Below are 26,097 nucleotides of genomic sequence, written 5' to 3'. Positions count from 1 at the left end.
ACTGTCGATAAGTCAGTTTTCGTCAGCATTGGCTGTTCATAAACTGCTCTGGTTTTCTTGTCTGGAGCAGTATTTCCATGAGTTCCCTCGCTGTCGCTGCGCCTGCTTCGGTTGAAGCCGCCAGTAAGCCGGCAGCCATTGCGCCGCCGGTGTTCGGGCCGCGGATCATCATCGGCTTGGTGGGTGTGCTGCTGGCGGTGCTGGTCTGCGGTCTCAACGAGATGGTGACCAAGATCGCCCTGGCGGATATTCGCGGTGCACTGTTCATCGGCTTCGACGAAGGCACTTGGCTGGTGGCCTGCTACACCGCCACTTCGGTGGCGGCCATGGCCTTCGCGCCCTGGTGTTCGGTGACCTTTTCCCTGCGCCGTTTCACCCTGTGTGCCATTGCGCTGTTCACCCTGCTGGGGGTGCTGTGCCCCTTCGCCCCCAACTATCAGAGCCTGTTGCTGTTGCGCACCCTGCAAGGCCTGGCCGGGGGCGCGCTGCCGCCGATGCTGATGACCGTGGCCCTGCGCTTCCTGCCGGCCAACTTCAAGCTCTACGGCCTGGCCGGCTACGCCCTGACCGCCACCTTCGGCCCCAGCCTGGGCACGCCCCTGGCGGCACTCTGGACCGAGTACGTGGGGTGGCAGTGGGCCTTCTGGCAGGTGGTGGCGCCCTGCCTGCTGGCCATGGCGGCGGTGGCCTACGGCCTGCCTCAGGATCCGCTTCGCCTGGAGCGTTTCAAGCAGTTCAACTGGCGGGGCCTGCTGCTGGGCTTCCCGGCGATCTGCATGCTGGTGATCGGCATTCTTCAGGGCAATCGCCTGGACTGGTTCCACTCGCCGCTGATCAGTGTGCTGCTGGGGAGCGGGCTGGTGCTCTTGGTGCTGTTTCTGATCAACGAATGGTCGCAGCCGATCCCGTTCTTCAAGCTGCAGATGCTCGGCATCCGCAACCTGTCCTTCGCCTTGCTGACCCTGGCCGGGGTGCTGGTGGTGCTGACCGCGGTGATCATCATCCCCTCGGCCTACCTGACCCAGGTCCAGGGCTATCGCCCGTTGCAGACGGCGCCGGTGATGCTGGTGATGGCCCTGCCGCAACTGCTGGCCCTGCCCCTGGTGGCGGCCCTGTGCAACTTGCGCTGGGTGGATTGCCGCTGGGTGCTGGGGATCGGCCTGGGCATGCTGGTGCTGTCCTGCCTGGGCGGCACGCACCTGACCGCGGCCTGGATCCGTGACGACTTCTATGTGCTGCAACTGCTGCAGATCTTCGGCCAGCCCATGGCGGTGCTGCCGTTGCTGATGCTTTCCACCGGCAGCATCACCCCGCTGGAAGGTCCCTTTGCCTCGGCCTGGTTCAACACCGTGAAAGGCCTGGCGGCGGTGATCGCTACCGGGGTGCTGGATGTGCTGACCACCCACCGCCTGCATTTTCACTCGACGATGCTGGTGGACAGCCTGGGCAACTCGCCCCTGGTGGACGACCGGCTGGCCGGGCTGGCCCAGCGCCTGCACCAGCAAGCCGTGGTGCTGACGTCCGCCGATCTCTATTTCTGCATGGCGGGAGTGGCCGCTGCGCTGATCCTGCTGATTTTCTGGATGCCGACGCGGATCTATCCACCGCGGGCAGCCACTTGAACGAGAAGGTTTTTATGACACTCCAGAGCAAAGACAAAATCGCCATCGCCGTGGTGACGGTGGCCGCCCTCGGCGCGCTGGCCTATGTGGCCGCGCCGGGCCTGTTTGGCCGCTCCAGCGCGCAGAGCACCAACGATGCCTTCATCGCCGCCGACTACACCCTGGTGGCACCACGGGTGGCCGGGTTCATCAAGGAGGTGCTGGTGGAGGACAACCAGCAGGTCAAGGCCGGGCAACTGCTGGCGCTGATCGATGACCGCGACCTGCGGGCCGCGGCCCAGGCGGCGGATGCCGAAACCCTGGTGGCCAAGGCCCAGTTGCAGAACGCCCGAGCGACCCTGGATCGGCAGAGCTCGGTGATTGCCCAGGCCCAGGCGGCCTTGAGCGCGGCCCAGGCCGAGCGCGCCTTTGCCGAGCATGAGCTGAACCGCTACAACCACCTGGCCGGGGTCGGCGCCGGCACGGTGCAGAACGCCCAGCAAGCCAAGACCCGCATCGACCAGGCCAGTGCCCGCTTGGCCACCGCCACCGCGGCACTGGCGGCCGAGCGCAAGCAGGTGGAGATCCTCACCGCCCAGCGCGACGCCGCCGAAGGTGGCCTGAAACGGGCCCAGGCGGCCCTGGAAATGGCCAGCTACGAGCTGTCCTACACACGCATCGTGGCACCGGTGGACGGCATGGTCGGCGAGCGCGCGGTACGGGTCGGCGCCTATGTCACCCCGGGCAGCAAGATCCTCGCCGTGGTGCCCTTGCAGCAGGCCTATGTGCTGGCCAACTTCCAGGAAACCCAGCTCACCGCCATGCATCCCGGGCAAACGGTGGAGGTGCGGGTCGACAGCCTGGGTGACGAGACCCTGCGCGGCCGGATCGAGAGCCTGGCACCGGCCACCGGTGTGACCTTCGCCGCGGTGAAACCGGACAACGCCACCGGCAACTTCACCAAGGTGGTGCAGCGCATTCCGGTGAAGATTGTCCTGGAGCCCAACCAGCCCATGGCCGAGCGCCTGCGGGTCGGCATGTCGGTGGAGGCCAGCGTGGACACCCGCAGCTCGGCCACCAGCGTCCGCGAGGTGACTCAGCGATGAGTAGCCTATGCCGCAAGCACAGACGCTCTGCGTGGCGAGGGAGCTTGCTCCCGCTGAGGTGCGCTGCAACCCCGGAACCCTCCGACACCCTTGCCCCCGCCACTGGCGAAGGCGGTTTTGCGAGTGCTGCGCACTCGAGCGGGAGCAAGCTCTCTCGCCACGGGGGCCGTGCATTGCTGACACTGAGTGCGCTGGCACTGGCCGCCTGCAACGTCGGCCCGGATTTCCAGCGACCCCAGGCGACCCAGGTCCAGGCCTGGTCGGTGCCTGCGCCAGGCGCCGCCAGCCGGGCGGTGGACAGCCCCATGCAGGAGCGCTGGTGGGAAGTGTTCAACGACCCGCAACTCTCGGCCCTCAGTCGTCGGGCCCTGAGCGACAACCTCGACCTGCAACTGGCCAGCAGCCGTTTGCAGCAGAGCCGGGCGGCACGTCAGGTGATCAGCGCCGAGCGCTACCCGAGCACCTCGGCCAATGGCGGCTACGCACGCAAACGCAACAGCGCCGAAGGCCTGAACGACCCGTCGGGGAACAACGGCAAGTCGGCGTTCAATCTCTGGGAAGCGGGTTTCTCCGCGGCCTGGGAGCTGGATATGTGGGGCCGGGTTCGGCGTGAAACCGAGGCTGCCGACGCGACCCTGGAAGTGGCGGAAAACGATCGCCGTGGGGTGCTGCTGTCGGTGCTGGCGGAAACCGCCCAGGACTACATCCAATTGCGGGGCGTACAGAACATCCTGGCAGTCACCGAGCAGAACCTGGAGGTCGCCCGACACAGCCTGAAGCTCTCGCAATTGCGTCTGGCCGACGGCGTGGCCACCGACCTCGACGTCGCCGAGGCCGCCGCCCAGGTGGCCACCATCGAGGCGCAACGGCCTTCGCTGCAACAGCGCCAGGCGCAGTTGATCAATGCCCTGAGCCTGCTGCTGGGGGAGCCGCCCCAGGCCCTGCACCAGCAGCTGGCCAGTGCCGCCCCCGTGCCGCAACCGCCGTCTCGTGTGGCGATCGGCCTGCCTTCGCAACTGGCCGAGCGGCGCCCGGATATCCGTCAGGCCGAGGCCCGGCTGCACGCGGCCACGGCCAGCATCGGCGTGGCCAAGGGCGACTTCTATCCGCGCATTACCCTGTCCGGCAACGTCGGCTCCCAGGCCCTGCAATTGGCGGATTTCGGCACCTGGGGCTCGCGCCAGTTCGGCATCGGCCCGCAGTTCAGCCTGCCGCTGTTCGACGGTGGTCGCCTGCGGGGCATGCTCCAGTTGCGCGAGGCCCAGCAGCAGGAAGCGGCCCTGGCTTACCAGCAGACCGTGCTGCGGGCCTGGCATGAAATCGACGATCAGCTGACCCGCTACAACGCCAGTCAGTTGCGGCGCGACAGCCTGGCCGAGGCGGTGCGGCAGAACCAGATCGCCTTGCGTACCGCGCAGCAGCAGTACGTCGAGGGCGTGGTGGATTTCGTCAACGTTCTGACCGTGCAGGGCGCCTTGCTGGCCACCCAGGAGCAGTGGGTGGAAAGCTCCGCCGCGGTGTCCCTGGCCATGGTCGGGCTGTACAAGGCGCTGGGCGGTGGCTGGGAGTCGGTGTACCCGTTGCAGGTCGCCAGCCAGAGGCATTGAAAGGCGTTTTGCCTGGATTGAGAAAAAAGTGTAATGATAATTGCTCTCAATCATGTGTGCAGTTTGATTCATGCCAGCCACCACTGACGGCAACACCCAGCTCCATCGTCTGTATCAGGATCACCACGGCTGGTTGCAGGGCTGGCTGCGCAAGCGCCTGGGCGATCGCGAGCATGCGGCGGATGTGGCGCAGGACACCTTTCTGCGCCTGTTGCTGTCGGGGCGCTTTCCCGGGCAGCAGGAAAGCCGCAGTTACCTGGCGCAGATCGCGCGCAATCTGGTGATCGACCAGTGGCGCCGGGCACGCATCGAGCGCGCCTACCTGGACAGCATCGCCCACCTGCCGGAGCCGCAGACCCCTTCCCTGGAAAGCCGCGCGCTGATCCTGGAAACCCTGATGCAGATCGACACCATGCTCGATCGCATGCCGGACAAGGTGCGCCAGGCCTTTGTCATGTCGCAGTTCGAAGGCATGGGTTATGCGCAGATCGCCGAGCGCCTGGAGGTGTCCGTCAGTTCGGTGCAGAAGTACATGACCCGCGCGATCCAGGCCTGCTATCAGGTGCTTTACGCAGAATGAAACCCCATCAGGCCCCCATTGCCCCCAGCGTCGTCGAGCAGGCCAGCGAGTGGCTGATGTTGCATTGGGGCGGCGAACTGAGCCCGCAGCAGCGCGCGGCCTTCGAGGCCTGGCAACAGGCCGATCCCGAGCACCTGCGGGCCTGGCAACGCTTGCAGCACCTGCAACAGACCTTGCAAGGCGTACCGGAGCAGGGCGCCCATGTGCTGCTGGCCAAGGCCCCGGACCTGCAGCGCCGGGCGGCGTTGAAGCTGCTCGGCTTGCTGCTGGTGGCCGGTGGCAGTGGCTATCTGCTGCAAGGCAGCCAGCCCTGGCGCGCGACCTTTGCCGGGGAGCGCAGCGCCACCGGGCAGGTACGTCATCTGACCTTGAGCGACGGCAGTCGCCTGGACCTCAACAGTGCCAGCGCCGTCGATGTGCTGTTCACCGCCAGCGAACGGCGGATTCGCCTGATCCAGGGCGAGATCCTGCTGACCAGCGGGCATGACTCGTCGCGGCCGCTGATCGTTGAAACCGCTGCCGGCGACATCCAGGCCCTGGGTACGCGCTTTGCCGTGCGCGAGCTGGAGGGCGGCACCCGGGTCGATCTTTACCAGGGCGCGTTGCGCGTCAGCCCGCGGCAGGCCCAGGCCCTGTACCTCAATGCCGGCGAGCGCCTGTGGTTCAGCGCTGATCGGGTTGCCCCCCGGCAAGTGGCCGAGGTCAATGCCAGCAGCTGGAGCGAGGGCCGGCTGATTGCCGAGCGCCAGCCCCTGGGGCAGTTCATCTCCGAGCTGGCGCGCTATCGACCAGGGGTGCTGCGCTGCGACGAGCAGGTGGCGGGCCTGTTGCTCACCGGCGTCTTTCCCCTGGCGGACAGCGACGCGGTGCTCGCGGCCCTGGAGCATGCGTTGCCGGTGCGGGCGCACGCGGTGACGCGCTACTGGGTGACCCTCAAGCCACGCGAGTAAATAAAAATCTGCCGGGCCGTTGTCGGTTCTGCCGAGCTGTTCGGGATACTCCATGAAAGCCGATCAAGACGCATTCTCATGGGGAGTTCAGGAATGCCTTACCCGACCACAGCATCCATTTTGACCCTGGGCACCACCGCCCGCCGCCACGCCCTTGTCGCGCTGCTGGCCATGGCTCCGGTGTGCCCGGGCATTGCCCAGGCCGCCGGCGACAGCCACCACCAGGCACGGGACTACCAGATTGCTGCCGGCAGTCTGGACCAGGTCCTGAACCGTTTTGCCGGTGCCGCGGGGATTCTCCTGTCGGTGGATGCGAGCCTGACCGCCGGCAAGCACAGCGCCGGCCTGCAGGGACGCTACGAAGTGGCGCAGGGCCTGCAGACCCTGCTCGCCGGCAGTGGCCTGCAGGCGGTGCAAAGGGGGGGTAGCTGGGGCCTGCAACCTCTGCCCCAGGACGGCGCCCTGCAACTGGCACCGACCCGGATCGGCGTCACCCAAGTTGATGAGCATGCCTGGGGCGCGGTCCCGGGAATCGTCGCCAAGCGCAGCGCCACCGGGAGCAAGACCGACTCGGCGCTGGTGGAGATTCCGCAGACCATCAACGTGATCGGCGCCAAGGAAATCAAGGCCCGTGGCGCCCAGAGCGTGACCGAGGCGCTGCTCTATACCCCGGGCATGACCGGCGGCGGTTTTTCCGATCGGGTGAAGATTTTCGACGAGCCCACCTCCCGGGGGTTTTCCCCGACGCCGATGTACCTCGATGGCCTGCATCTGCCCTACGGCGGCGGCAGCACTGGCGGTGCCCTGCAGATCGAGCCCTATGCGCTGGAGCGCATCGAAGTGCTCAAGGGCCCGGCCTCGGTGCTCTACGGGCAGAACCAGCCGGGCGGGATCGTCAACATGGTCAGCAAGCGGCCCACCGAAACCCCTTTGCATCAGCTGGTGCTGGAAGCCGGCAGCTATGACCACAAGAGCATCGCCCTGGACCTGGGCGGGCCGCTGGATGAGCAGGGGCAGTTCCTCTATCGCCTGACCGGGCTGGCCAGCGACAGCCAGGACGCCATCGATTACGTCCAGCGCCAGCGCCAGTTCATCGCCCCGAGCCTGACCTGGCGGCCCGATGACGACACCCAGCTGACACTGTTCGCCCAGTTCCAGAAAGATAACGACGTACCCGAGGCCCAGGGCCTGCCCAGCGTGGGCACGGTGTTCGCCAACCCCAATGGCAAGATCGACCGCGACCTGTTCCTCGGCGAGCCCGGGGTCAATGCCTACGACCGCGACCAGTTCGTCCTCGGCTACGAGTTGTCCCATCGCTTGAACGATGTCTGGACCCTGAAGCAGAACGCCCGCTACGCCGACGTCGATGACCGCTACCGCGCGCCGCTGCACGGCTACAAGTTCGTCAGCAATCCCAAGACCGGCCTCAACGACCAGCGCTACATGACCCGCTACGGGGTGGACTGGAAGCAGCACAACAAGGTCTATGGCGTGGATAGCATCGCCCAGGCCGAGTTCGACACCGGGCCCTTCAGCCATACCCTGCTGGTGGGGCTGGACTACTACCACTTCAATTCAAAATTCGACGGCAAGTACGACTTCAACCCGCCGATCCTCGACATGTTCACCCCCACTTACGGCCAGTCGCTGAATTTCGGCAATCCTTACCAGTGGGACAACACCATCATCCAGACCGGCCTGTATGTGCAGGACCAGATCAAGTACGAGCAGTGGGTGCTGGTGCTCGGCGGTCGCAACGACTGGGCGGAAACCGATAACAAGACGCCGCTCAATGGGGGGCATACCAACGCCAAGAGCCAGTCCTTCACCGGTCGCGGCGGGCTGGTGTACCTGTTCGACAATGGCCTGGCGCCCTTTGTCAGTTATTCGGAATCCTTCCTGCCCTTGAGTGGCACCAGCGTCGGGGGCAGCGCTTTCAAGCCGTCCAGCGGCAAGCAGTACGAAGTGGGGATGAAATACCAGCCGCCGGGCCAGGAGAGTTTCGTCCAGGTGTCGGCCTACCAGCTGGATCAGGAGAACATCCTGACCTCCGACCTGGCCAACCCCGGGTTCAGCATCCAGAGTGGCGCGGTGCGTTCCCGTGGCATCGAGCTGGAAGCCAAGGCCAGCCTCAGCGAATCGCTGGACGTGATTGCCTCGGCGTCACGCAACGACATCAAGTACACCAAGGACAACGACGGGCGCGAAGGGCGTCACCCTGCCGGCATGCCGCCGCTGACCGCCTCGCTGTGGCTCAACTACACGATCCTTGGCGACACGCCGCTGGCGGGCCTGGGCGCGGGCGTCGGCACCCGCTACGTCAAGGGCAGCTATGGCACCGATTACGAGGGCGCGTTCCAGATCCCGTCCTACACCGTGTACGACGCCAGCCTGACCTACGACCTGGAACAATCGCCGCTGCAATGGAAGGGCGTGAAGCTGGCGCTGAACGTGAAGAACCTCACCGACAAGACCTACGTCGCCAACTGCACCAGCATCTGGGACTGCTACTACGGTGAGGGGCGGACCCTGGTGTCGAGTTTGACCTATGACTGGTAAGCCCGTTGTCGTCGGGGCTCACCAATAGTCCGGTTTGATTGCGGGCGCCTTGCGGGTCGCGACTCGTTCGGGGAACTGGTGTTTTTGCAGTTCCTCGGCGGTGACGACCCGGCGCATCCAGTGGGCCTGCGCTTTCAGGGAGCCGGGTTGCGGACGCGGGTACTGTGGCCGGTGAGGCAGGATCACGCCAAGGGTCACGTCCGGAAAGTCTTCGCGAATGGCCCGCAGCGCCGGTGTCATGTCGGTATCCCCCGAGACCAGAACCAGTTGCTCGATGCGCTCGCCTGGAGGATGCAGAAGCTGTCGGGCCGCGAGGCGATACATGCTGATTGCCAGGTGGACATCGGTTTCCTTTTCCTCGAGTTTCCAGATGTCCACCGTGTCTTGGCGCGAAGCTCCCACGGCTTTATCGATGAAGCGCGGGGCTTTGGCCGGTTCAAGCTGGTGGCGACCCAGGTGCACATTGACCTGACGCGCTTTCAAGGCCCGCAAGTAGGTGTCTTGTGCTTCCTTGGAGGCTCGGCCGCGGGTGGCCAGCCGGGGTTTGACCGAAGAGGTGAAGTAGTCCACCGAGACCAGTCGGCTGGCGGGGTTCTCGATCTGCACGATATGGGTCAGCAACCCGGGCAGGTCGAGCCACTTGAATGGGGTGTCAGCCAGCAACCCGTAGAACAGGTTGTAGCCGTCGACAAAGAAAGCCGTGCGCACTATTCCATTCCCTGGAAACGAAAAAACCGGCCTGGGCCGGTTTTTTCACCCCAACGGCCAGCGAACTTAATCTCTGCGTACGGGGTTGAGTTGTGAGGTCGAGCCTAGTGCCTGTACTCGTGGGGGTCAATCCTTGTCCGACGAGTGAGGAATGGCAAATGGCTGCCTGGTGCATCAACTCCGCAGGGACCGTTTTGCCCCAGCAGGCTCCGAGGATCAAGGGTATCGAAGGGTATTACTGTGAGCACTTATTGCGCCGGATTCAGGGCTCAGGCTGAGGATTCTGCAAGAACACCACATAGCCCCTGAACCAGGGGCTGTCGCGCAGGGCCTGGGGTTCCTGCCAGTCGCCGCCCTGGATCAGGCCGACCTTGTAGGGCAGGCCCATGCGGTCCAGGCGCGGCAGGTAGCTGGCGTAGTTGGGGATGCTGCGGCGGCCCTGGTAGGTCTGCACCACCACTTCGTCCACCACGCCCTTGAGCTGGCCGATGGCTTGCGGGTCGGCGTTGCTGCCCCAGTCCATCAGGCCGGTGATGCTCAGGCGGTAGTGCGCGGGCAGGCGCTGGCGCAGGTCACGGAGGAAATTGCCGTAGCGTTCGAGGTCGCGGGTGCTGCTGTCAAAGTCGATCTGGATGCCCACCACCGGGCTGCCCGTGGACTGCCAGCGCTGCAACTGGCCGAACAGCTGGCGATACACCGGCTCAGTCCAGGCCAGGGTGTGGGCGCGGTATACCACCCACACCTGTTCCTGGGGCAGGCGCGACACCGGCAGGCCTTGGGCGATGAGCTGGACGCCGCTGGCCGGATGGCGCCGCGAGCGGCTGATCTGGCCCTGGAGGATGTACAGGGTCTTGGCCCGGGCCAGCACTGGCTGGGTCTTGACCCCGCTCCACAGCCAGAAGGCGTCGTGGTCGGCGGCCTGCACTGGCGCCGCGCCGGCCGCCGGGGTGGCCCACCACAGCCAGAGCGGCAGCAGGCCGTAACCCAGGGACTTCATTCTCACCAGTAGTAGCGCAATGACTGGCTCCATTGGGTATCCCCCAGCTTGGTCTTCAACTGACGGAACCAGGCCTTGCGCACGGCCGGTTCGACGCCGGCGCCGCCACAGTTGTTGTGGCCCGAGGAGGCGTAGCAGTTGATGGCCCGGTACAAGGCGTAGGCCCGGTCGTCACGGCTGGCCTTGGGGTTGTTGATCACCACCTGATAGCCGTCGAGCCGCGAGAACGGCTTGCCCGGGAACGCATCCGGGGTGCCGCCCAGGTTCTGGGCCGGTGGCGGGGTGTCCAGGGGCATGCGGTCGAAGCCGCTGAAGCGCATGAACTCGCCGAGGCAGATCAGCCCGGCCGGAGCCTTGGGATCACGCTGCAGGAGGGCGGCCGTCTCCACCAGGTTCGGGCAGCGGTAGTCGGGGGTTTGCGCTTCGGGCTGTGCGCCATTCCAGTGGAAATCCTGCAATGGCGTGGTACTGAGGTAGATGTAGCCCAGGCTGGCGGGAAGACTGGCGTCGGGCAGGGTGGGCGGCAGTTGCTCGTAGTCCTGGCCGAAGGCCGCGTACTGGCCGCGAGTCAGGTCCTTGTACAGCAGGATAAAGCGCGCGGCGTTGCGCTCTTCTGCCGAGTCGGCCTTCTGCGCCTGTTGGCGCAGCAGTTTGGGCGAGGCCACCTGGCGCAGGAGAATGGCGCGCACCTGGGCGGTCTTGATCGGCGAGTCGGCGGCGAACACCTTGTCCAGTTGGCCGCTGCGCTCGTAGGTGTAGGCCAGGGCCAGTTCCAGCTGTTCGCGTTGCAGCGGTTGCTGGGCCAGGGGCAGCAATTGCAGCCACAGCGCCTCGGCGCCTTTCCAGTCCTGTTGGGCCTGCATTGCCAGGCCACGCAGGGTCTGCTGGCTGAAGCTCAGGTAGTCCAGGTGTGCTGGCAACTGGCTGGGCAGTTGCTTGAGCGCCGTGGCCGGTTGCTGCTCGACATACAGGCTGAAGGCGGCCTGCAGATAATCGAACAGTGCCGGTTGCCCTTCGAACAGGGCTTTTTGCTGTTGCAGGGTGTCGCGGGTCAATGCCGCCGGCGTGGCGCCGCGCATGTGCATCAGGTCCTTGACCGCCAGCAGCAGCGGGGCCTTGAAGTTGTCTTCGGGCAGGCTCAGCAGTTTGTAGTCGACTTCTTCCACCAGGTCGTCCAGACGCATGTTGCGCGGGGTGCCCGGCGCCTGGGTCAGTTGCCAGGCGTAGTCGTCGGCCAGGGCCGGGGTGTCGCCCGTCAGCCAGTGCACACGCCGGATCAGGCCTTTGGCGGACACGGCGTAACGGCCCTGTGGATAAGCCTTCAGGTAGGCCTCGAAACCGGCGCCGGCCTGTTGCAGGACGGCTTTGTCCACATGCTCCAGATTGACCATGCTCCATTCATCGAAGGCGTTCTGCTGGGCCAGGTTGAGGGTGGTGCGCGGGCTCATGTAGGCCGCGGTTTCGGCCAGCCAGGGCTGGGGATTGTCCTTGAGCGCGGCAAAACCGTTGCCGGCTTCGCTGAAGCGGCCGCTGTAGAAGTCGGCGGCGGCCTGCAGGTAGCTGGCGAACGCCTTGGCCGCCGCCGAGTTCAGGTTGCCCGGCAGCAGCTTGCTCATTTCGCTGGCGTTCCAGCTGCAGCTGGCCAGCAGTTGCACCCGGGCTTCGGCCAGGGCCTGGCGTTCTTCCGGGCTCAGTGGCGCCTGGTTGAGCTGCTCGACAAAGGCCAGGGCACTGGCGTCCGAGTTGCTGCGGCAGCGGCTGCCTTCTCCGGAGAGAAAGCCGTCCCCGGCGGTTTCCTTGCTGTCGCGACGCAGGCCCACGGCCTCCAGCAGGCTGTCGAGTTGCTCGGTGGCGGGCGAGGGGCCGGGCTTGGGTGGGTTGCCCGTGTCGGGGTCGAGTTCAGGGGCCGCCGGGTACAGGCGATAGTGCATGAAGGGTACGGGACCGTAGCCCATGCCCAGTTCATCCTGGGTCAAGGCCCTGGGAGTCAGAGGCAGACTGCCCTGGTCGGCCAGCAGCAGCCGCAGGTTGACCCGGCTGTCGTTGCCCGGGCTGAGAAAGGGCAGGTTGCTGCAACCGTCCAGCTGGTTGGTATACAGCTTCCAGGTCGGTGAGCAGGTGTCATCCGAGCTGGCCTGGGCCTGGCCGGCGCAGAGCGCCGCGAGGGCCAGGGTCAATGACGAGAGCAGAAGCTTGCGCATGAATTGTCCTTAATTCAGAAAAGCCGGGAGGGCAGGTTCCGAGTGTGGCGAAAATCATACAGAAGGCGCCGGCTGGCACCTACGTTGCTGGTTAGAAAATCTGCCGTTCTGTGACGCGACTTTGCTGTCCTCCGGTCTATGTTCATCCATTGCCGGGGAGGGCCGGGCCTGACCCCGGAGCGCGGTGCCCGAGGGCAATCGTCAGGAGTCGCACAAGACATTCGATGAGCGGCTTTTTGCCCGCGTGTCTGAGCTTTGCGGTTTTCCAGGCAAAGGACGATGCTGTCGGGGTTTTAGCGACCAGATCATGCGAATTTATGGGGAGCAAGGAATGGATTTTCGCAGAGCGCCGGAGTTGATCGGGCGTTTGCAAGAGCAGGCCGTCGTGCCTCAGGAGCAGGGCGTGCAACGGCTGATGCGCCGGGTGCTTGAGTACTGGTTGCTGCCGGTATTGCTGCTGGCGGCGGCCGTCCGCTTTTATGACCTGACCGCGGCGGCCATCTGGGGCGATGAAGGCTCCAGCCTGGTGCTCAGTCAGTATTCGCTGAGCGATATCTGGGTGCATGCGGCCCGTGACGTGCATCCCCCGCTGTATTTCATGCTGTTGCGCGGCTGGATCGAACTGTTTGGCGACGGGATCTTTTCCATTCGCACCTTCAGCGCGCTGCCGGGGATCGTCACCGTAGGGCTGGGCGTCTGGCTGGTGGCGCTCCTGGCGACCCGCCGCGCGGCGATTCTCGCCGGTGTGCTGCTGGCGCTGCTGCCCACGGCCGTGCGCTACAGCCAGGAAGTGCGCATGTATGCGCTGCTCGGCCTGTTGCTGTTGGGGGCGACCCTGGCCCTGGTGTACTGGCTGCGCCAACCCTCGCGCCGGGGCTATCTGGTGAGCTACGCGTTGCTGATGACCCTGGCCTTCTACACCCATTACTTCACGGCCTTCTGCGTGCTGGCGCACTGGCTGTACCTGGCGCTGTCGGGCGTGCGCGGCGAGGGCGACAGGCGTCTGATCGTCCGGCCGGCCTGGTGGCTGGCGAATGCGGCGATCGTGCTGCTGTACCTGCCCTGGGTGCCGGAGTTGCTGGACCTGCTGCGGCATATGGACGAATTGAAGGCCAACGGCGATGTCGGCTGGGAACCTCCGGTGACGTGGACGTCGCTGCCGGCGATGGTCTGGCAATTGCTGATCCAGGACGAGGGCGACAACCTGCCCGGGGCGCTGTTCGTGGGCATGCCGCTGCTGTTGCTGGCGCTCTGCAGCGTACCGGCCTGGCGTAAGTGGGCGCCGGTACGCTTTGGCGGGCTGCTGGCGAGTTTCACCCTGCTGCCGTTGTTGCTGGTGTTTGCGGTGTCGTTCGCCTCCCCGGTGTTTATCGAGCGCTACCTGACCGCCTATGCCCTGGGGGTGCCGATGATCATCGCGGTACTCGTCGATCGCTGGCTGAAATCGGCCCGGCTGGTGGCGCTGGCGCTGCTGGTGGGGTTTGTCGGGCTGGAAGCGGTAGGGCTGAAAAACAACATCGATGTCGACGCCAACGACCAGGTCAGCGTGATGGTCGACTACGTCAACCGGCATTACGTGGCCGGTGACCGCATCGTGATCAGCGACATGCTTTGGTACCTGAGCTACCTCTACTACAACCGCACCGATGCCCAGCCGATGCTCTATACGCCGCCGCTGCCGGGAGGCGCCTCCAGTAGGCCGAACGCCTACGGCTTTGGCACCCTGATCGACCAGCCGGACCAGGTCTACCTGGACCAGTTGAGCCGTTTGCCGGCGGGCAGCGGGCGCTATTGGCTGGTGGGGGCGGACGATCCGGCCGAAGAGTTCGCGCCGTTGCCGCCGGGGTGGCGCAAAGTCAGTCAGTTCGCCGCGGGCGGTACCCGGGCGCGGCTGTTTGTCCTCTGTGGCCCGGCAACGGGCGTGCCCTGCACCGGGCAATGAGCGCGCAGGGTGCCGTTCGGAAGTTCGGGGCATTGAGTTGCGCCGTGCGACCTAGACTTGCATCAGGAGTCACAGTCCTGTCCCCGTTCGCGGGGCACCGAGGTGCATCATGCGTATGGCAAGAACCGTGCAGCGCAGCCTGGAACAGGCCGCTTGCGAGTTTGATCTGGTGACCCATCCCCATTCCGCCAGCAGCCTGGAAACGGCGCGGGTGGCGGGGGTGCCGGCGGAGCGGGTGGCCAAGTCGGTGATTCTCGACGATCACCACGGCCACTACCTGATGGCGGTGTTGCCGGCCAGCCGTCACCTGGACCTCGGCAAGGTGCGCGGCAGCGGCGAATGGCAGATCACCCGGGAAAGCACCCTGGCCCATCTGTTCAACGATTGCGAGCGCGGCGCGGTGCCGGCCCTGGGCGAGTCCTATGGGCTGGACGTGGTGATCGACCCGCTGCTGACCCGGCAGAAAGACATCTATCTGGAAGCCGGCAACCACCACAATCTGGTGCACATGAGCATGGCCCAGTACCTGAAGCTGGTGCCCCACGCTGAAGTCTGCGAAGTCTCGCACTGATCAGGAGCCTGACCATGGAAGCACCGACCCACAACCTGCCGGCGCTGTTCAAGCAGTTGGGGCTGGCCGATGACCCGGAGAGTATTGATCGTTTCATCGCCACTCATTCGCCGCTGAAACCGGAGTTGCACCTGGCGGACGCGTTCTTCTGGAGCAAGAGCCAGGCGGACTTCCTGCGCACGGAAGTGCTCGATGATGCGGACTGGGCGGAGGTGGTGGATCAGTTGGATGTGTTGTTGAGGAAGGGGCGCGGGGGTTAGGTCGGTGGCGGCCATTGGCGAGCGGTGTGGACCAGGGCCAGGATCCAGGCTCGGTCCTGGCTTATCTGATAGACCAGGCGATAGCTCGGGTGGGGGATCAGTTCGCGGGTTCCGGCCACCAGCCCTGCTGAGCCGATCTGCGGGTTGAGGATCAGATGGTTGACGCATTCGCTGAAGCGCCTGTCCATTTCAACCGCAGCCCTCGGGTTGAGCGCATGCAGGTAATCCCAGATATCCATGCGGTCCTGTAGGGCTTCTGGAACCCAGACAACCTTCATTCCAGCCTCGATGCCCGAGCGCGTCTGGCTGCGAACTCTGCCTCGACCTCTTCATGGCTGTGCCCGCGTTGAGCGTCTAAGGAGGCTCGAGCCAGTTGGACTTTCTGTTGCAGGAACGCCTCGTATTCCCGGGATTCGTGCTGTTTCTGCACAAATTCGCGCATCAACTCACGCACGATCTGTGAGGCCGGGCGATGTGCGGCCAGTGCCTCCGCCATAAACTGATCCCGCAATTCAGTTTCCAGTTTCATCGTAAAGATGGCGTGCTTGGGCATGAGCGTTCTCCTCAAAAAGTACTGAAAAAGTATATACCTTTTCAGTACTTTTCCTGTTTTGAAGGTGCTGGATCCAGGGCTTGATCGAGGTATTTGTTACAAAACTTGACTGGATTTATTCGTCGATGCCATATTGATAGTTAGCAAACTAACAGTGTGCGAACAGTCTTGTGCCCAACTCCCTTGAATCACTCCACATGAACATCAGCAGTGGCATGGTGGTCGCGTCCCGGCATTGGCGGCGGATCTGCCAGAGCACCCTGGTCAATTTCGGCATTTCCGAAGCCTGTGCGGTGCCCCTGCTGATGATCGGGCGCCTCGGCGAGGGCGTGCGCCAAGTCACCGTGGCCCAGGCCGCTGGGATGGAAAGCCCATCGCTGGTGCGCCTGTTGGATCAACTGTGCAGTGCCGGCTACGTGTGCCGCAGTGAAGACCCCAACGATCGTCGGGCCAAGTGCCTGAGCCTGACCGACAGCGGCCGCGAGCTGGTGCAGGCGGTGGAAAGCGAGCTGGTGCGGCTGCGCAATGACGTTCTGGAAGGCATCAGCAGCAGCGACCTGGAAGCGGCGCTGCGGGTGATCCGCGCCTTCGAGTCCGCCAGCCATGTGCCGGTGTTGTCCTCTTGAAAGGCTTCTTTACCGGCATGCCCCCCGCGCGGGACTGGTTCTACGGTGTCCGCACCTTCGCGGCATCGATGATCGCCCTGTACATCGCCATGCTGATGCAGATGCCCCGTCCCTATTGGGCCATGGCCACGGTGTACATCGTCTCCAGCCCCTTTGTCGGCCCCACCAGTTCCAAGGCGCTGTACCGGGCGATCGGGACCTTTCTCGGCGCGGCGGCGGCGGTGCTGCTGGTGCCGATGTTCGTGCAGAGCCCCTATGTGCTGGTGCTGATCATTGCCCTGTGGACCGGGATCCTGCTGTTTCTGTCCATGCACCTGCGCACCGCCAACAACTACGCGCTGATGCTGGCCGGCTACACCCTGCCGCTGATCGCCCTGCCGGTGGTGGACAACCCTCTGGCGGTGTGGGACGTGGCCGAGGCGCGCACCGAGGAAATCTTCCTCGGCATCATTTGCGCCGCGGTCATCGGCAGCCTGTTCTGGCCCCGGCGGCTGGCCCCGGTGTTCGTCGATTCCGCCGGCAAGTGGTTCGCCGATGCCGCGCTCTACAGCCAGCGCTTCCTGGCCCGCGACGTCCAGCCCGAAGAGGTCAGCGCCCTGCGCACATCGATGGTGGGCACCTTCAACACCCTGGAGTTGATGATTGGCCAGTTGCCCCACGAAGGCGCCCGGCCGCAGACGGTGCGCAACACCAAGGAGTTGCGCGGGCGGATGATCCACCTGCTGCCAGTGGTGGACGCCCTGGATGACGCCCTGTATGCCCTGGAGCGGCGGACCCCGGAGCTGGTGGCGCAATTTGCCCCGGTGCTGGCCAAGGCCGAAGCCTGGCTGCAAGGCACCGCCCGGGACGCCTCGGTGGAACACTGGCAGGCCCTGCGCAGTGAGCTCGAAGCCCTGCAGCCCAGCGCTGAAGCGCTGGACGATCGACGCCAGTTGCTGTTCTCCAATGCCCTGTATCGCCTCGGCGAGTGGATCGACCTCTGGCAGGACTGCCGCAGCCTGCAGCACGCCATCCAGTGCGAAAGCCAGGACACCTGGCGCGCGGTCTACCGGCATTGGCGCCTGGGCCGGCTGACGCCGTTTCTCGACCGCGGGCTGATGCTGTATTCGGCGGGCTCGACGGTGCTCGCGATCATCGTCGCCTCGGTACTGTGGATCCTCCTGGGCTGGACCGACGGCGGCAGCGCGGTGATTCTCGCGGCGGTGGCCTGCAGCTTCTTCGCCTCCATGGACGACCCGGCGCCGCAGATCTACCGGTTTTTCTTCTGGACCGCGATGTCGGTGCTGTTCGCCAGCCTCTACCTGTTCCTGATCCTGCCCAACCTGCACGATTTTCCGATGCTGGTGCTGGCCTTCGCCGTGCCCTTTATCTGCGTCGGCACCCTGACGGTACAGCCGCGCTTCTATCTGGGCATGCTCCTGACCATCGTCAACACCTCGTCCTTCATCAGTATCCAGGGGGCCTACGACGCGGATTTCCTGAGCTTTGCCAACTCCAACCTGGCCGGGCCCATGGGCCTGCTGTTCGCCTTTGTCTGGACCCTGATCGCCCGACCGTTCGGCTCGGAGCTGGCGGCCAAGCGCCTGACCCGCTTCAGCTGGCGCGACATTGTCAGTCTTTCCGAGCCTGCAACCCTGGCCGAGCACCGGCACATGGCCGCGCAGATGCTCGACCGGCTGATGCAGCACCTGCCGCGCCTGGCCATCACCGGCCAGGACACCGGCGCCGCGCTGCGCGAGTTGCGCGTGGCGCTCAACGTGCTGGACCTGCTGGCCTACGCGCCGCGGGTGCGGGGCGTGGCCCAGGCCCTGCTGGGCCAGGTGGTGGCCGAGGTCGGCGACTACTTCAAGGCCTGCCTCAAGGCCGGTGAACGCCTGCCGGCCCCCGGCGGCCTGCTGATGACCCTCGATCGTACCCGCCGGGCCTTGGGCAGCCAGGGCCTGCAAGGCGACGACGAAACCCGCCTGCACCTGTTGCACGCCCTCAGCGGCCTGCGTCTGGCACTGCTGCCGGGGGTGGAGTTCGTCGCCACCGGCGAGCTTGAACACCCCCTTCCCCATGGCATTGATGGAGCGCCCTTGTGATCGGTGATCTGGATATCAGCGGGGTGTTCCTGCCCACGCTGCTGGTGCTGATGGGCATCACTTATGGCTTGTACCTGCTGGTGCACGGGGTGCTGACGCGCTTGCACTTTTATCGTCTGGTCTGGCACCGGGCGCTGTTCAACGTGGGTCTCTACGCGCTGCTGCTGGGCGCGGTGGACTCTCTGAGTCGATACCTGATGACATGAAAAAACCCTTATTGACCATTGGCCGTGTGGTCCTGACGTTACTGGTGGTGACCTTCGCGGTCGTGGTGGTCTGGCGCATGGTGATGTACTACATGTTCGCGCCCTGGACCCGGGACGGGCACATCCGCGCCGATATCGTGCAAATCGCCCCGGACGTGTCCGGGCTGATCCAGCAGGTGGAGGTGCGCGACAACCAACTGGTCAAGCGCGGCCAGGTGCTGTTCAGCATCGACCAGGACCGCTTCAAGCTGGCCCTGCGCCAAGCCAGGGCGGCCCTGGCCGACCGCCAGGAAACCCTGGCCCAGGCCCAGCGCGAGGCCAAGCGCAACCGCGGCCTGGGCAACCTGGTGCCGCGCGAGCAACTGGAAGAAAGCCAGTCCCGCGAGGCCCGTGCCCAGTCGGCCCTGGCCGAGGCCCAGGTGGCGGTGGACAGCGCCCAGCTCAACCTCGACCGCTCGGTGGTGCGCAGCCCGGTGGACGGCTACGTCAACGACCGCGCGCCGCGCACCCAGGAGTTCGTCACCGCCGGGCGCCCGGTGCTGTCGGTGGTGGACAGCAATTCCTTTCATATCGATGGTTACTTCGAAGAAACCAAGCTCGACGGCATCCATGTCGGCCAGGCGGTGGATATCCGCGTGATCGGCGACCGCGCGCGGCTGCGCGGGCATGTGGAAAGCATCGTCGCCGGGATCGAGGACCGTGATCGCAGCAGCGGCTCCAACCTGCTGCCCAACGTCAACCCGGCCTTCAGCTGGGTGCGCCTGGCGCAACGGATTCCGGTGCGGATCGCCTTTGATGACGTGCCGGCGGACTTCCGCATGATTGCCGGGCGCACCGCCACGGTGTCGATCCTCGACGACCAGGCCAAGCGGGAGCCCGGGCAATGAAGCCGGGCGCATGTTTGGCCCTGGCCGGGCTCGGCCTGCTGCTCTCGGCCTGCCAGATGGTCGGGCCGGACTACCGGCTGCCCAAGGACGCGGCGCTGCAACGCCAGGACTTGCAGGGCGAGTTGAGCGCCAAGGACGCCAACGTGGTGTCGGCACCGGTGCCCGCCGACTGGTGGCGGCTGTACCAGGACCCGCGCCTGGACCAGCTGGTACAGCAGGCCCTGGCGTCCAATACCGACTTGCGGGTAGCCGCGGCCAACCTGGCCCGCGCCCGGGCCCAGGTGGATGAAGCCCAGGCCGCCGGCGGCTGGAGCGGTGGGGTCAAGGCCGGGGTCGAGCGCCTGCAGGAATCCGGCGAGGCCTTCCTGCTGCCGGAAAAAGTGCCGGTGGCCAACGTCGGCAACCTGTCCATCAGCACCTCTTACCAATTCGACCTGTTCGGCACCCTGCAGCGCGGCATCGAGGCGGCCCAGGCCAATGCCGACGCGACCCAGGCCGCGGCCGATACCGCGCGCATCACCCTGGTGGCGGATGTGGTGCGGGCCTACACCCAGGTCTGCGCGGCCAACGAAGAGCGGGAAATCGCCGAGCACTCCCTGAGCCTGCAAGCCCAGAGCACCGAACTGACCCAGCGCCTGCGCGATGCCGGGCGCGGCGACGAAACCCAGGTCACCCGCTCCCAGACCCAGTTCAAATCCCTGCGCGCCGAGCTGCCGCGCTATGAAGCCGCGCGCCAGTCGGGGCTGTTTCGCCTGTCGATGCTGCTGGCCAGGCCGGTGGATCAATTGCCCGCTGGCACCGGTACGTGCGCCGAGTTACCGCACATCGCCCAACTGTTGCCGGTGGGTGACGGCGCGGCACTGCTCAAGCGCCGTCCCGACGTACGCCAGGCCGAGCGCCAGCTGGCCGCCGCCACCGCGCGCATCGGCGTGGCCACCGGGGCCCTGTACCCGGACATCAGCATTGGCGCGACGGTCGGCACCGTGGGCATCCTCGACAACCTCGGCAAGCCGTCCACCAACCGCTGGGGCTTCGGCCCGCTGATCAGCTGGACGGTGCCGGCCAACGGCGCCCGCGAGCGCATTCATGAGGCCGAGGCCGCGAGCCAGGGCGCCCTGGCGCATTTCGATGGCGTGGTGCTCAACGCCATTCGTGAAACCCAGACCGGCCTGGCCCAGTACAGCGCGCAACTGCAACGCCGCGAGGCCCTGGCAGATGCCGAGCAGTCGGCGCAACAGGCGGCGGACCAGACCCACCGCTTCTTCCAGGCCGGACGCGTGTCCTTCCTCGCCGACCTGCAAGCCACCCGCACCTACACCGATATGCGCGCGCAACTGGCGGCGGCCAACACCCAGGTGGCAATGAGCCAGATCGATCTGTTCCTGGCCCTGGGTGGCGGCTGGGAAAGCGGACGAACGCAAGCTTCGCCACCGATCAAACCCTGAGGCCGTTGCTATGCTTTGAACAGTTGCAAAGCCTGTGGTGCAACGGGTTTTGCAACCGATCAAAGCATGTGATGGTCATGGGGATTCCAATAATGAAAAACCCTTATGCTCCGGGCTTCTGGTGCGCGCTCTGTGCGCTGGTGCTGCTCTCTGCCACCTACTTCTACGGCATCATGCTGGCCCATCAGATCGACAAGGCCATGGTCTTTCTCGACAGCGCCAGTGCGCTGATCGCGGTGCTGGCCATTGGCGTGGTGGCCTGGGCCTCCTGGCAGAATCAGAAAATCAGGAAACGACAGCTCGAACAGAGCAAGACCCTGGTGGTGATCTGGGACACCAAGGTTGCCCTGCGCCGGGTCGAAACCGTGTTCGACCGCTATTTCTGGGGCAGCTACTGGCAACCGGGGCGCACCTTCGCCGAAGTCATGGGCGAACTGACCGGCACCCCGCTGGAAAAGAGCCTGGAAGCCCTGAAGAAGCAGTGCATGCTGCTCGACAAGCAGGCCGACGACGGCCACCACTGGCTGAGCAACGCCCGCGAGCTGTCGGACGTCGCCACCGCCATGGCCCGGGAACGCTATCAGCTGGACTTCTGCGACCCCCGGGGCGAGTCCCGGGGCAACAGCACGGTGATCGACCGGGATTTCGAGGTCCTGGTCTACACCTGGAGCGCGCGCCTCAAAAGCTTCGACCATCAACTCGATGCCCTGGAAGTCCAATACTCCTGAGCTGCAAGCCTCAAGCCTCAAGCCGCCTGCTGCCGCTAGCTTGCAACTTGAGGCTTGTAGCTTGCTGCTGGTTTAGCTTTGGCCGCCAGTGGTAATCTGCGCCGTTTTTACGCGGAGTCGAGCCGCGACCCGTCATGGGTTCAGGGAAGACCAGCACACCTTCAAACAACGGATATTGATCGGGTCAGACATGAATAAATCAGCAGGCGTACTGTTAGGAATCGTCGTCGCAGTAGGTGCCATCAGTGCCGGCGGCGCCTGGTACACCGGCACCAAGCTGGAAGGGGTCCTGCAGCAGCAGGTGATCGAGAGCAACAAGGAGCTGCAGACGGCGCTGATCGGCTACGACGCCACCGCTACCCTGGAACTGGTGTCCCTGGAGCGTGGCGTGTTCAGCAGCAACGCCCGCTACCGCCTCAAGGGCCAGGGTGAAGTGTTCGGTGGCGATCTGGAACTGATGATCGCCGACCACATCGAACACGGCCCGCTGCCGTTCTCGCGCCTGATCCGTCTCAAGTGGCTGCCCGTCATGGCGTCCAGTCATTTCCAACTGGAAAATAATGCCCAGACCGACAAGTTGTTTGCCGCCACCAAGGGTGCTGCACCGTTCAAGGGCGTGGTCAATGTTGGCTATGACCTGTCCGCCGAGGGCACTGTGGATTTCGCTCCGATGGAGCTGGCCCGGGATGAGCTGAACAACCTCAAGTTCTCCGGCCTGAACGCCACCTTCAGCGTCAGCGAAAACCGCCAGAAAGCCAAGGTCGACGGCTACATGGACAGCCTGAGCCTGTTCCTCAGCTCGCCGGATAAAGCACCGCTCAAACTGGAAATCAACGGCCTGACCCTGGCCAGCAACCTGCAAAAGAGCAGCTTCGACTACTACCTGGGCCAGAACACCCTGGAGCTCACCAGCACCAAGGCCACCTTCGGTGACAAGCAGTCGGTGCTGACCCTGAAGAACTTCGAACAGAAGACCTCCAGCGAAGAAACCGGCAGCACGTTAGCGGGCCGCGCGGATTACCGAGTGGGCGAAATCGCCTTCGACGGCAAGACCGTGGGTTCGGCCGAGATGCTCTGGAGCATGAAGAACCTCGACAGCCAGGGCATGCTCGATCTGCTCCAGATCTACCAGACCGTGCTGCAGCCGTATCAGCAGGCTGCCACCGCGGCCACTGCCGAGGGCGAGCCGGCGCCGGAACTGCAAATGAGCGAAGCTCAAGAGGTCAAGGTGCGTGCGGCGGTGAACAAGGTCCTGGAAGCCAAGCCGCAGATCGCCCTGGAAAGCCTGGCATTCAAGACCGCCGGTGGTGAAAGCCGTTTCAGCCTGAGCCTGGATCTGGCCAAGCCGCAGAGCCTGGAGCTGCCGCCGGCCGAGCTGGGCAAGCAACTGGTCAGCCAACTGGACGCCAAGCTGTCGCTGTCCAAGCCGATGGTGGCGGACGTGGCGGCCTTGCAGGCCCAGGCTGAAGGCCTGACCGACGCCAAGCAGATTGCCGAGCAGAGCGCGGCCACCGCGGAAATGCTCAGCGCCATGGCCCTGGCCACTCAATTGGCCAAGCTGGAAGGCAATAACGTGGTATCAGCGCTGCACTACGCCAACAACGAGGTGAATTTCAACGGCCAGAAGATGAGCGTTGAACAGTTCGTGGGCTTTGTCATGAGCAAGATGGGCGGTGCTGGCGCCCTGCAATAAGCCGTTAAAAGGGGCGCTTTGCCCGCCCCTGAATCCCCCTCGACGCCCGGTGCTGTGTGACGCAGCCCGGGCGTTGTGCTGTCTGCAGCACCTGGGCGGTGACGGGCGAACGCCGACCGCTCTGACGCGGTGCCTGCACAGGTCTTGAAAACTGATTCTGAATAAAGATGGGGATTCAAATTCTCGACTACCCTTCGTGGAAGAATTTCCCGGAAAGCTATGCCGGGTCATGCATTCCCGCTACCTGACGTCTGCAAGGGCGAGCGGGTTGAGCTCCGGCTTGCTATGTAAGGATGCTGACGAAATGCCACATATTGCTCATCCCGCTCGCCGTTGTGGTCTGCGCCCGCTTTTTGGCCTGGCGCTGTGCAGCCAACTGCTCTGGTCCGGGGGAGCCTGGGCCGATGCCGCCTATGACCAGTTGATCATCCAGGCCCGGGCCGGCAGTTATGCACCGGCACTCGACCATCTGCGGCAGGTGCCGGACAGCGCCTTGAACAACGGGCTGGTCAGTGATCACTTGCAGATCGCCAGCTGGGCCGGGCTCGACGCCGAGGTGGTGAAGGTCTATGAAACCCAGGGACGCAACCGCGTGCTGCCGCTGCAGGCGCTGACGGCCACGGCCCGGGCCTATCGCAACCTCAAGCAGTTTGACAACGCCACCCGGCTTTATCGCCAGGCCCTGGAGCGCGAGCCGCAGAATGCCGACCTGCAACTGGGCCTGGCCCTGACCCAGGCCGACGCCAACCAGCCGGCGGAGGCGGTGGCCCGGACCCGGGCTCTGGTGGCGGCCAAGCCCGATGATCCGTCGCGGCGCCTGGCGCTGGGCTATGCACTGACCCGGGCCAATCAGCCCTACGACGCCCTGGCCGAGTACGACCAGGCCTTTGTTCGCGCCGGCGACAAGCCCGAGGTCCTGCGTGAATACATCTACGCCCTGCAACGGGCGCGCTTGCCGGAGCCGGCCCTGCGCCTGGCCCGGCAGCATCCGGGGCTGATCGATCCGGTCATTCAGCGGCGGATCCAGGCCGATCTGGCGGCTGAACGGGTGCGCCTATCGGAGCTGGCCAGCCGTGGCGAGAAGGAACGTTTTGTGGTGGCCGACCGCGCCCTGGCCGACTATGACGCCCTGCTCGCGGCCTGGGAGCATGACCCTCAGGCTCAGGAAGACCTGACCCGCTGGCGCATCGACCGGTTGGGGGCGCTCAAGTCCCGGGCGCGTACCGCAGAGGTGATCAGCGAATATGAGCAGCTCACCGCTGCCGGTGTGGCCATTCCCCTCTATGCCCTGCGCTGGGTGGCGGCTTCCTACCTCGACCAGCGCCAGCCGGAAATGGCCGCGGATCTGTATCGGCGCGTACTGTCGGCCCCGGATGGCGATGCCACGTACCGTCTGGAAGACACCACCGCCCTGTATTACGCGCTACAGGAGAGCGAACAGCCGGAAGAGGCGCTGAAGCTCGCCAATGACCTGGCCGACAGCACGCCACGGCGGATTCAACTCACCGGACAAACCGTCGGCGACCCCAATGACGATTGGGTCGATGCGCAACTGCTGGCGGCCCAGGCCGGTGCTGCCGGTGTGTCGGGGGCGGACCTGCCGGGCACCGAACAACGGCTGGAGGCCCTGGCCGAGCAGGCCCCGGGCAATATCAGTGTGCGTCTGGCCCAGGCCGACCTGTACCGGGTGCGGGACTGGCCGCGGCGCTCGGAAAGCCTGCTCAAGGAAACCGAAAGCGTGGCCCCCCGCGATGTCAGCCTGGAAGTGTCCCAGGGGCACACCGCCCTGGAACTGCAGGAATGGCGGCAACTGGATGCCTTGACCGACGATGTGCTCGAGCGCTTCCCGGAAAGTCGCCAGGTGCAGCGCCTGGCCCGCGAGCGCGAAGTGCATGACATGGCCGAGTTGCGCGTCTCGACCTACGGCGGCAAGAGCTACGGCGGCGGCAGCAGCGGTGCCGGCGCAGTGGCCGGGAGCCGGGATTTCGGCATCGAAAGCCGGCTTTATACGCCGCCCATTGCCGAGGACTGGCGCCTGTTCGGCGGGATCGGCTACGCCATGGGCGATTTTCCCGAAGGCATCGGCCATCACCGCTGGCAGGTCCTGGGGGTGGAGCGGCGAACCCGTGACATGACCCTGGAAGCCGAAGTCTCCAACCACTCCTACGGCTATGGCGACAAGACCGGTGCCCGGGTGTCCCTGGCCCGAGACATCGACGATCACTGGCAATACGGCGGCAGCCTCGACTACCTCTCGGCCAACACCCCGCTGCGGGCGTTGAACAGTGACATCAGCGCCAATGGCGGCAGCGCTTTCCTGCGCTGGCGGGCCAATGAAAGCCGGGAATGGAAACTGTCCCTCAGTCCGTCGCATTTCAGCGACGGCAACAACCGTTTCGAAGCGCTGCTCACCGGCCGTGAAGGGGTCTACCGCTCACCCAAGGTGCAGGTCGACCTCGGCCTGGAAGTGGGCGCCAGCCACAACACCCTGCAAGACACGCCCTACTACAACCCCGAGGCGGATCTCAGCGTGCTGCCCACGGTCACCGTCAACCACGTGCTCTATCACCGCTATCAAACCGCCTGGAGCCAGCAGTTCCAGGCCGGCGCCGGGACTTACAGCGAACGCGGCTATGCCACCGGCGCGGTGGGGCTGCTCAGCTACGGCCAGCGCTACAGCTGGAATGACGTGTTCGATATCGCTGGCGTCTTGAGCGTGATCAACCGGCCCTACGACGGCGATCGGGAAACCGATCTGCGTCTGGCGGTCGACCTTACCTATCGTTTCTAGAG

At 65.2% G+C, this 26,097-nt stretch carries 22 protein-coding genes; 17 read left to right on the top strand and 5 right to left on the bottom strand.

What is annotated here, in order from left to right; all coding sequences use genetic code 11:
* The first annotated feature begins 77 nt into the window (after positions 1–77).
* From ACMGG8_RS02965 to ACMGG8_RS02940, 6 genes are all read left to right on the top strand, one after another.
* The gene (locus tag ACMGG8_RS02965) at positions 78–1,622 is read left to right on the top strand and encodes an MFS transporter (protein WP_414159156.1); all 1,545 of its coding nucleotides are present in this window, start codon (positions 78–80) and stop codon (positions 1,620–1,622) included.
* Between the two features lie 14 nt (positions 1,623–1,636).
* The gene (locus ACMGG8_RS02960) at positions 1,637–2,707 is read left to right on the top strand and encodes an HlyD family secretion protein (RefSeq protein ID WP_414159155.1); all 1,071 of its coding nucleotides are present in this window, start codon (positions 1,637–1,639) and stop codon (positions 2,705–2,707) included.
* Positions 2,704–4,314, top strand: a complete 1,611-nt coding sequence (locus tag ACMGG8_RS02955; protein ID WP_414159154.1) for an efflux transporter outer membrane subunit — start codon at positions 2,704–2,706, stop codon at positions 4,312–4,314. Before ACMGG8_RS02960 ends, ACMGG8_RS02955 begins: the two co-directional genes overlap by 4 nt.
* A 70-nt stretch (positions 4,315–4,384) precedes the next feature.
* Positions 4,385–4,894, top strand: coding sequence for a sigma-70 family RNA polymerase sigma factor (locus tag ACMGG8_RS02950; RefSeq protein WP_414159153.1), 510 nt, complete (start codon positions 4,385–4,387; stop codon positions 4,892–4,894).
* Positions 4,891–5,844, top strand: coding sequence for a FecR domain-containing protein (locus ACMGG8_RS02945; protein WP_414159152.1), 954 nt, complete (start codon positions 4,891–4,893; stop codon positions 5,842–5,844). The genes ACMGG8_RS02950 and ACMGG8_RS02945 overlap by 4 nt, the downstream gene beginning before the upstream one ends.
* A gap of 93 nt (positions 5,845–5,937) precedes the next feature.
* Complete coding sequence (locus ACMGG8_RS02940; RefSeq protein WP_414159151.1) at positions 5,938–8,403, top strand: TonB-dependent siderophore receptor; 2,466 nt, start codon at positions 5,938–5,940, stop codon at positions 8,401–8,403.
* 18 nt (positions 8,404–8,421) lie between these two features.
* On the opposite strand, the gene ACMGG8_RS02935 is transcribed toward ACMGG8_RS02940, so the two are convergent.
* The 3 genes from ACMGG8_RS02935 to ACMGG8_RS02925 all read right to left on the bottom strand — a co-directional run bounded on the left by ACMGG8_RS02935 (position 8,422) and on the right by ACMGG8_RS02925 (position 12,309).
* Positions 8,422–9,111 (bottom strand): NYN domain-containing protein, encoded by a 690-nt coding sequence (locus tag ACMGG8_RS02935; protein ID WP_060842105.1) that lies wholly within the window; start codon positions 9,109–9,111, stop codon positions 8,422–8,424.
* 262 nt (positions 9,112–9,373) lie between these two features.
* Positions 9,374–10,141 (bottom strand): DUF3142 domain-containing protein, encoded by a 768-nt coding sequence (locus ACMGG8_RS02930; protein ID WP_414159150.1) that lies wholly within the window; start codon positions 10,139–10,141, stop codon positions 9,374–9,376.
* Positions 10,111–12,309 (bottom strand): outer membrane assembly lipoprotein YfiO, encoded by a 2,199-nt coding sequence (locus ACMGG8_RS02925; RefSeq protein WP_414159149.1) that lies wholly within the window; start codon positions 12,307–12,309, stop codon positions 10,111–10,113. The genes ACMGG8_RS02930 and ACMGG8_RS02925 overlap by 31 nt, the downstream gene beginning before the upstream one ends.
* Before the next feature lie 331 nt (positions 12,310–12,640).
* Here ACMGG8_RS02925 and ACMGG8_RS02920 point away from each other — a divergent pair, with 331 nt between their 5' ends.
* From ACMGG8_RS02920 to ACMGG8_RS02910, 3 genes are all read left to right on the top strand, one after another.
* Complete coding sequence (locus ACMGG8_RS02920; RefSeq protein WP_414159148.1) at positions 12,641–14,251, top strand: glycosyltransferase family 39 protein; 1,611 nt, start codon at positions 12,641–12,643, stop codon at positions 14,249–14,251.
* Between the two features lie 109 nt (positions 14,252–14,360).
* Positions 14,361–14,822, top strand: a complete 462-nt coding sequence (locus ACMGG8_RS02915) for an aminoacyl-tRNA deacylase (protein ID WP_019093517.1) — start codon at positions 14,361–14,363, stop codon at positions 14,820–14,822.
* A 14-nt stretch (positions 14,823–14,836) separates the two neighbouring features.
* Positions 14,837–15,082 (top strand): DUF2789 domain-containing protein, encoded by a 246-nt coding sequence (locus ACMGG8_RS02910; RefSeq protein ID WP_047300786.1) that lies wholly within the window; start codon positions 14,837–14,839, stop codon positions 15,080–15,082.
* Here the strand turns inward: ACMGG8_RS02910 and ACMGG8_RS02905 are convergent.
* Together ACMGG8_RS02905 and ACMGG8_RS02900 are read right to left on the bottom strand one after the other, a co-directional pair.
* Positions 15,079–15,360, bottom strand: a complete 282-nt coding sequence (locus ACMGG8_RS02905) for a type II toxin-antitoxin system RelE/ParE family toxin (protein ID WP_108545790.1) — start codon at positions 15,358–15,360, stop codon at positions 15,079–15,081. The two genes, ACMGG8_RS02910 and ACMGG8_RS02905, sit on opposite strands and share 4 nt — an antisense overlap.
* A complete protein-coding gene (locus tag ACMGG8_RS02900; protein WP_414159147.1) occupies positions 15,357–15,635 on the bottom strand; it encodes an antitoxin of toxin-antitoxin stability system in 279 nt (92 codons plus the stop codon). Before ACMGG8_RS02900 ends, ACMGG8_RS02905 begins: the two co-directional genes overlap by 4 nt.
* Positions 15,636–15,832: 197 nt before the next feature.
* On the opposite strand from ACMGG8_RS02900, the gene ACMGG8_RS02895 reads away from it, so the two are divergent.
* The 8 genes from ACMGG8_RS02895 to pgaA all read left to right on the top strand — a co-directional run bounded on the left by ACMGG8_RS02895 (position 15,833) and on the right by pgaA (position 26,095).
* Positions 15,833–16,261, top strand: a complete 429-nt coding sequence (locus ACMGG8_RS02895) for a MarR family winged helix-turn-helix transcriptional regulator (RefSeq protein WP_414159146.1) — start codon at positions 15,833–15,835, stop codon at positions 16,259–16,261.
* Complete coding sequence (locus ACMGG8_RS02890) at positions 16,258–18,345, top strand: FUSC family protein (RefSeq protein ID WP_414159145.1); 2,088 nt, start codon at positions 16,258–16,260, stop codon at positions 18,343–18,345. Before ACMGG8_RS02895 ends, ACMGG8_RS02890 begins: the two co-directional genes overlap by 4 nt.
* Positions 18,342–18,551 (top strand): DUF1656 domain-containing protein, encoded by a 210-nt coding sequence (locus ACMGG8_RS02885; RefSeq protein ID WP_011058538.1) that lies wholly within the window; start codon positions 18,342–18,344, stop codon positions 18,549–18,551. The genes ACMGG8_RS02890 and ACMGG8_RS02885 overlap by 4 nt, the downstream gene beginning before the upstream one ends.
* A complete protein-coding gene (locus tag ACMGG8_RS02880) occupies positions 18,548–19,438 on the top strand; it encodes an HlyD family secretion protein (protein ID WP_060836937.1) in 891 nt (296 codons plus the stop codon). The genes ACMGG8_RS02885 and ACMGG8_RS02880 overlap by 4 nt, the downstream gene beginning before the upstream one ends.
* Positions 19,435–20,883 (top strand): efflux transporter outer membrane subunit, encoded by a 1,449-nt coding sequence (locus ACMGG8_RS02875; RefSeq protein ID WP_060842111.1) that lies wholly within the window; start codon positions 19,435–19,437, stop codon positions 20,881–20,883. Before ACMGG8_RS02880 ends, ACMGG8_RS02875 begins: the two co-directional genes overlap by 4 nt.
* A 92-nt stretch (positions 20,884–20,975) precedes the next feature.
* Positions 20,976–21,611: a hypothetical protein gene (locus ACMGG8_RS02870; protein ID WP_060836939.1), complete on the top strand. Its 636-nt coding sequence runs from the start codon at positions 20,976–20,978 to the stop codon at positions 21,609–21,611.
* A gap of 190 nt (positions 21,612–21,801) precedes the next feature.
* Positions 21,802–23,304 (top strand): YdgA family protein, encoded by a 1,503-nt coding sequence (locus tag ACMGG8_RS02865; protein ID WP_060836940.1) that lies wholly within the window; start codon positions 21,802–21,804, stop codon positions 23,302–23,304.
* Positions 23,305–23,608: 304 nt separating this feature from the next.
* Positions 23,609–26,095 carry a poly-beta-1,6 N-acetyl-D-glucosamine export porin PgaA gene (pgaA, locus tag ACMGG8_RS02860; RefSeq protein ID WP_414159144.1) on the top strand — a complete coding sequence of 829 codons (2,487 nt, stop codon included), beginning with the start codon at positions 23,609–23,611 and terminating at the stop codon, positions 26,093–26,095.
* Positions 26,096–26,097 lie beyond the last annotated feature (2 nt).

The sequence above is a fragment of the Pseudomonas sp. BNK-45 genome (assembly GCF_047456255.1).
Classification (GTDB): Bacteria; Pseudomonadota; Gammaproteobacteria; order Pseudomonadales; family Pseudomonadaceae; genus Aquipseudomonas.
The sequence above is the reverse complement of the archived record's forward strand: the minus strand, read 5'-3'. Positions and strand labels throughout refer to the sequence as shown.

Bases quoted from the DNA above. Each gene is read 5' to 3' on its own strand.
- ACMGG8_RS02920 (WP_414159148.1), top strand. From the start codon at position 12,641: ATGGATTTTCGCAGAGCGCCGGAGTTGATCGGGCGTTTGCAAGAGCAG.
- ACMGG8_RS02945 (WP_414159152.1), top strand. From the start codon at position 4,891: ATGAAACCCCATCAGGCCCCCATTGCCCCCAGCGTCGTCGAGCAGGCC.
- ACMGG8_RS02865 (WP_060836940.1), top strand. From the start codon at position 21,802: ATGAATAAATCAGCAGGCGTACTGTTAGGAATCGTCGTCGCAGTAGGT.
- ACMGG8_RS02895 (WP_414159146.1), top strand. From the start codon at position 15,833: ATGAACATCAGCAGTGGCATGGTGGTCGCGTCCCGGCATTGGCGGCGG.
- ACMGG8_RS02870 (WP_060836939.1), top strand. From the start codon at position 20,976: ATGAAAAACCCTTATGCTCCGGGCTTCTGGTGCGCGCTCTGTGCGCTG.
- ACMGG8_RS02955 (WP_414159154.1), top strand. From the start codon at position 2,704: ATGAGTAGCCTATGCCGCAAGCACAGACGCTCTGCGTGGCGAGGGAGC.
- ACMGG8_RS02930 (WP_414159150.1), bottom strand. From the start codon at position 10,141: ATGGAGCCAGTCATTGCGCTACTACTGGTGAGAATGAAGTCCCTGGGT.
- ACMGG8_RS02910 (WP_047300786.1), top strand. From the start codon at position 14,837: ATGGAAGCACCGACCCACAACCTGCCGGCGCTGTTCAAGCAGTTGGGG.
- ACMGG8_RS02960 (WP_414159155.1), top strand. From the start codon at position 1,637: ATGACACTCCAGAGCAAAGACAAAATCGCCATCGCCGTGGTGACGGTG.
- ACMGG8_RS02925 (WP_414159149.1), bottom strand. From the start codon at position 12,309: ATGCGCAAGCTTCTGCTCTCGTCATTGACCCTGGCCCTCGCGGCGCTC.
- ACMGG8_RS02940 (WP_414159151.1), top strand. From the start codon at position 5,938: ATGCCTTACCCGACCACAGCATCCATTTTGACCCTGGGCACCACCGCC.
- ACMGG8_RS02950 (WP_414159153.1), top strand. From the start codon at position 4,385: ATGCCAGCCACCACTGACGGCAACACCCAGCTCCATCGTCTGTATCAG.
- pgaA (WP_414159144.1), top strand. From the start codon at position 23,609: ATGCCACATATTGCTCATCCCGCTCGCCGTTGTGGTCTGCGCCCGCTT.
- ACMGG8_RS02905 (WP_108545790.1), bottom strand. From the start codon at position 15,360: ATGAAGGTTGTCTGGGTTCCAGAAGCCCTACAGGACCGCATGGATATC.
- ACMGG8_RS02875 (WP_060842111.1), top strand. From the start codon at position 19,435: ATGAAGCCGGGCGCATGTTTGGCCCTGGCCGGGCTCGGCCTGCTGCTC.
- ACMGG8_RS02880 (WP_060836937.1), top strand. From the start codon at position 18,548: ATGAAAAAACCCTTATTGACCATTGGCCGTGTGGTCCTGACGTTACTG.
- ACMGG8_RS02900 (WP_414159147.1), bottom strand. From the start codon at position 15,635: ATGCCCAAGCACGCCATCTTTACGATGAAACTGGAAACTGAATTGCGG.
- ACMGG8_RS02915 (WP_019093517.1), top strand. From the start codon at position 14,361: ATGCGTATGGCAAGAACCGTGCAGCGCAGCCTGGAACAGGCCGCTTGC.
- ACMGG8_RS02965 (WP_414159156.1), top strand. From the start codon at position 78: ATGAGTTCCCTCGCTGTCGCTGCGCCTGCTTCGGTTGAAGCCGCCAGT.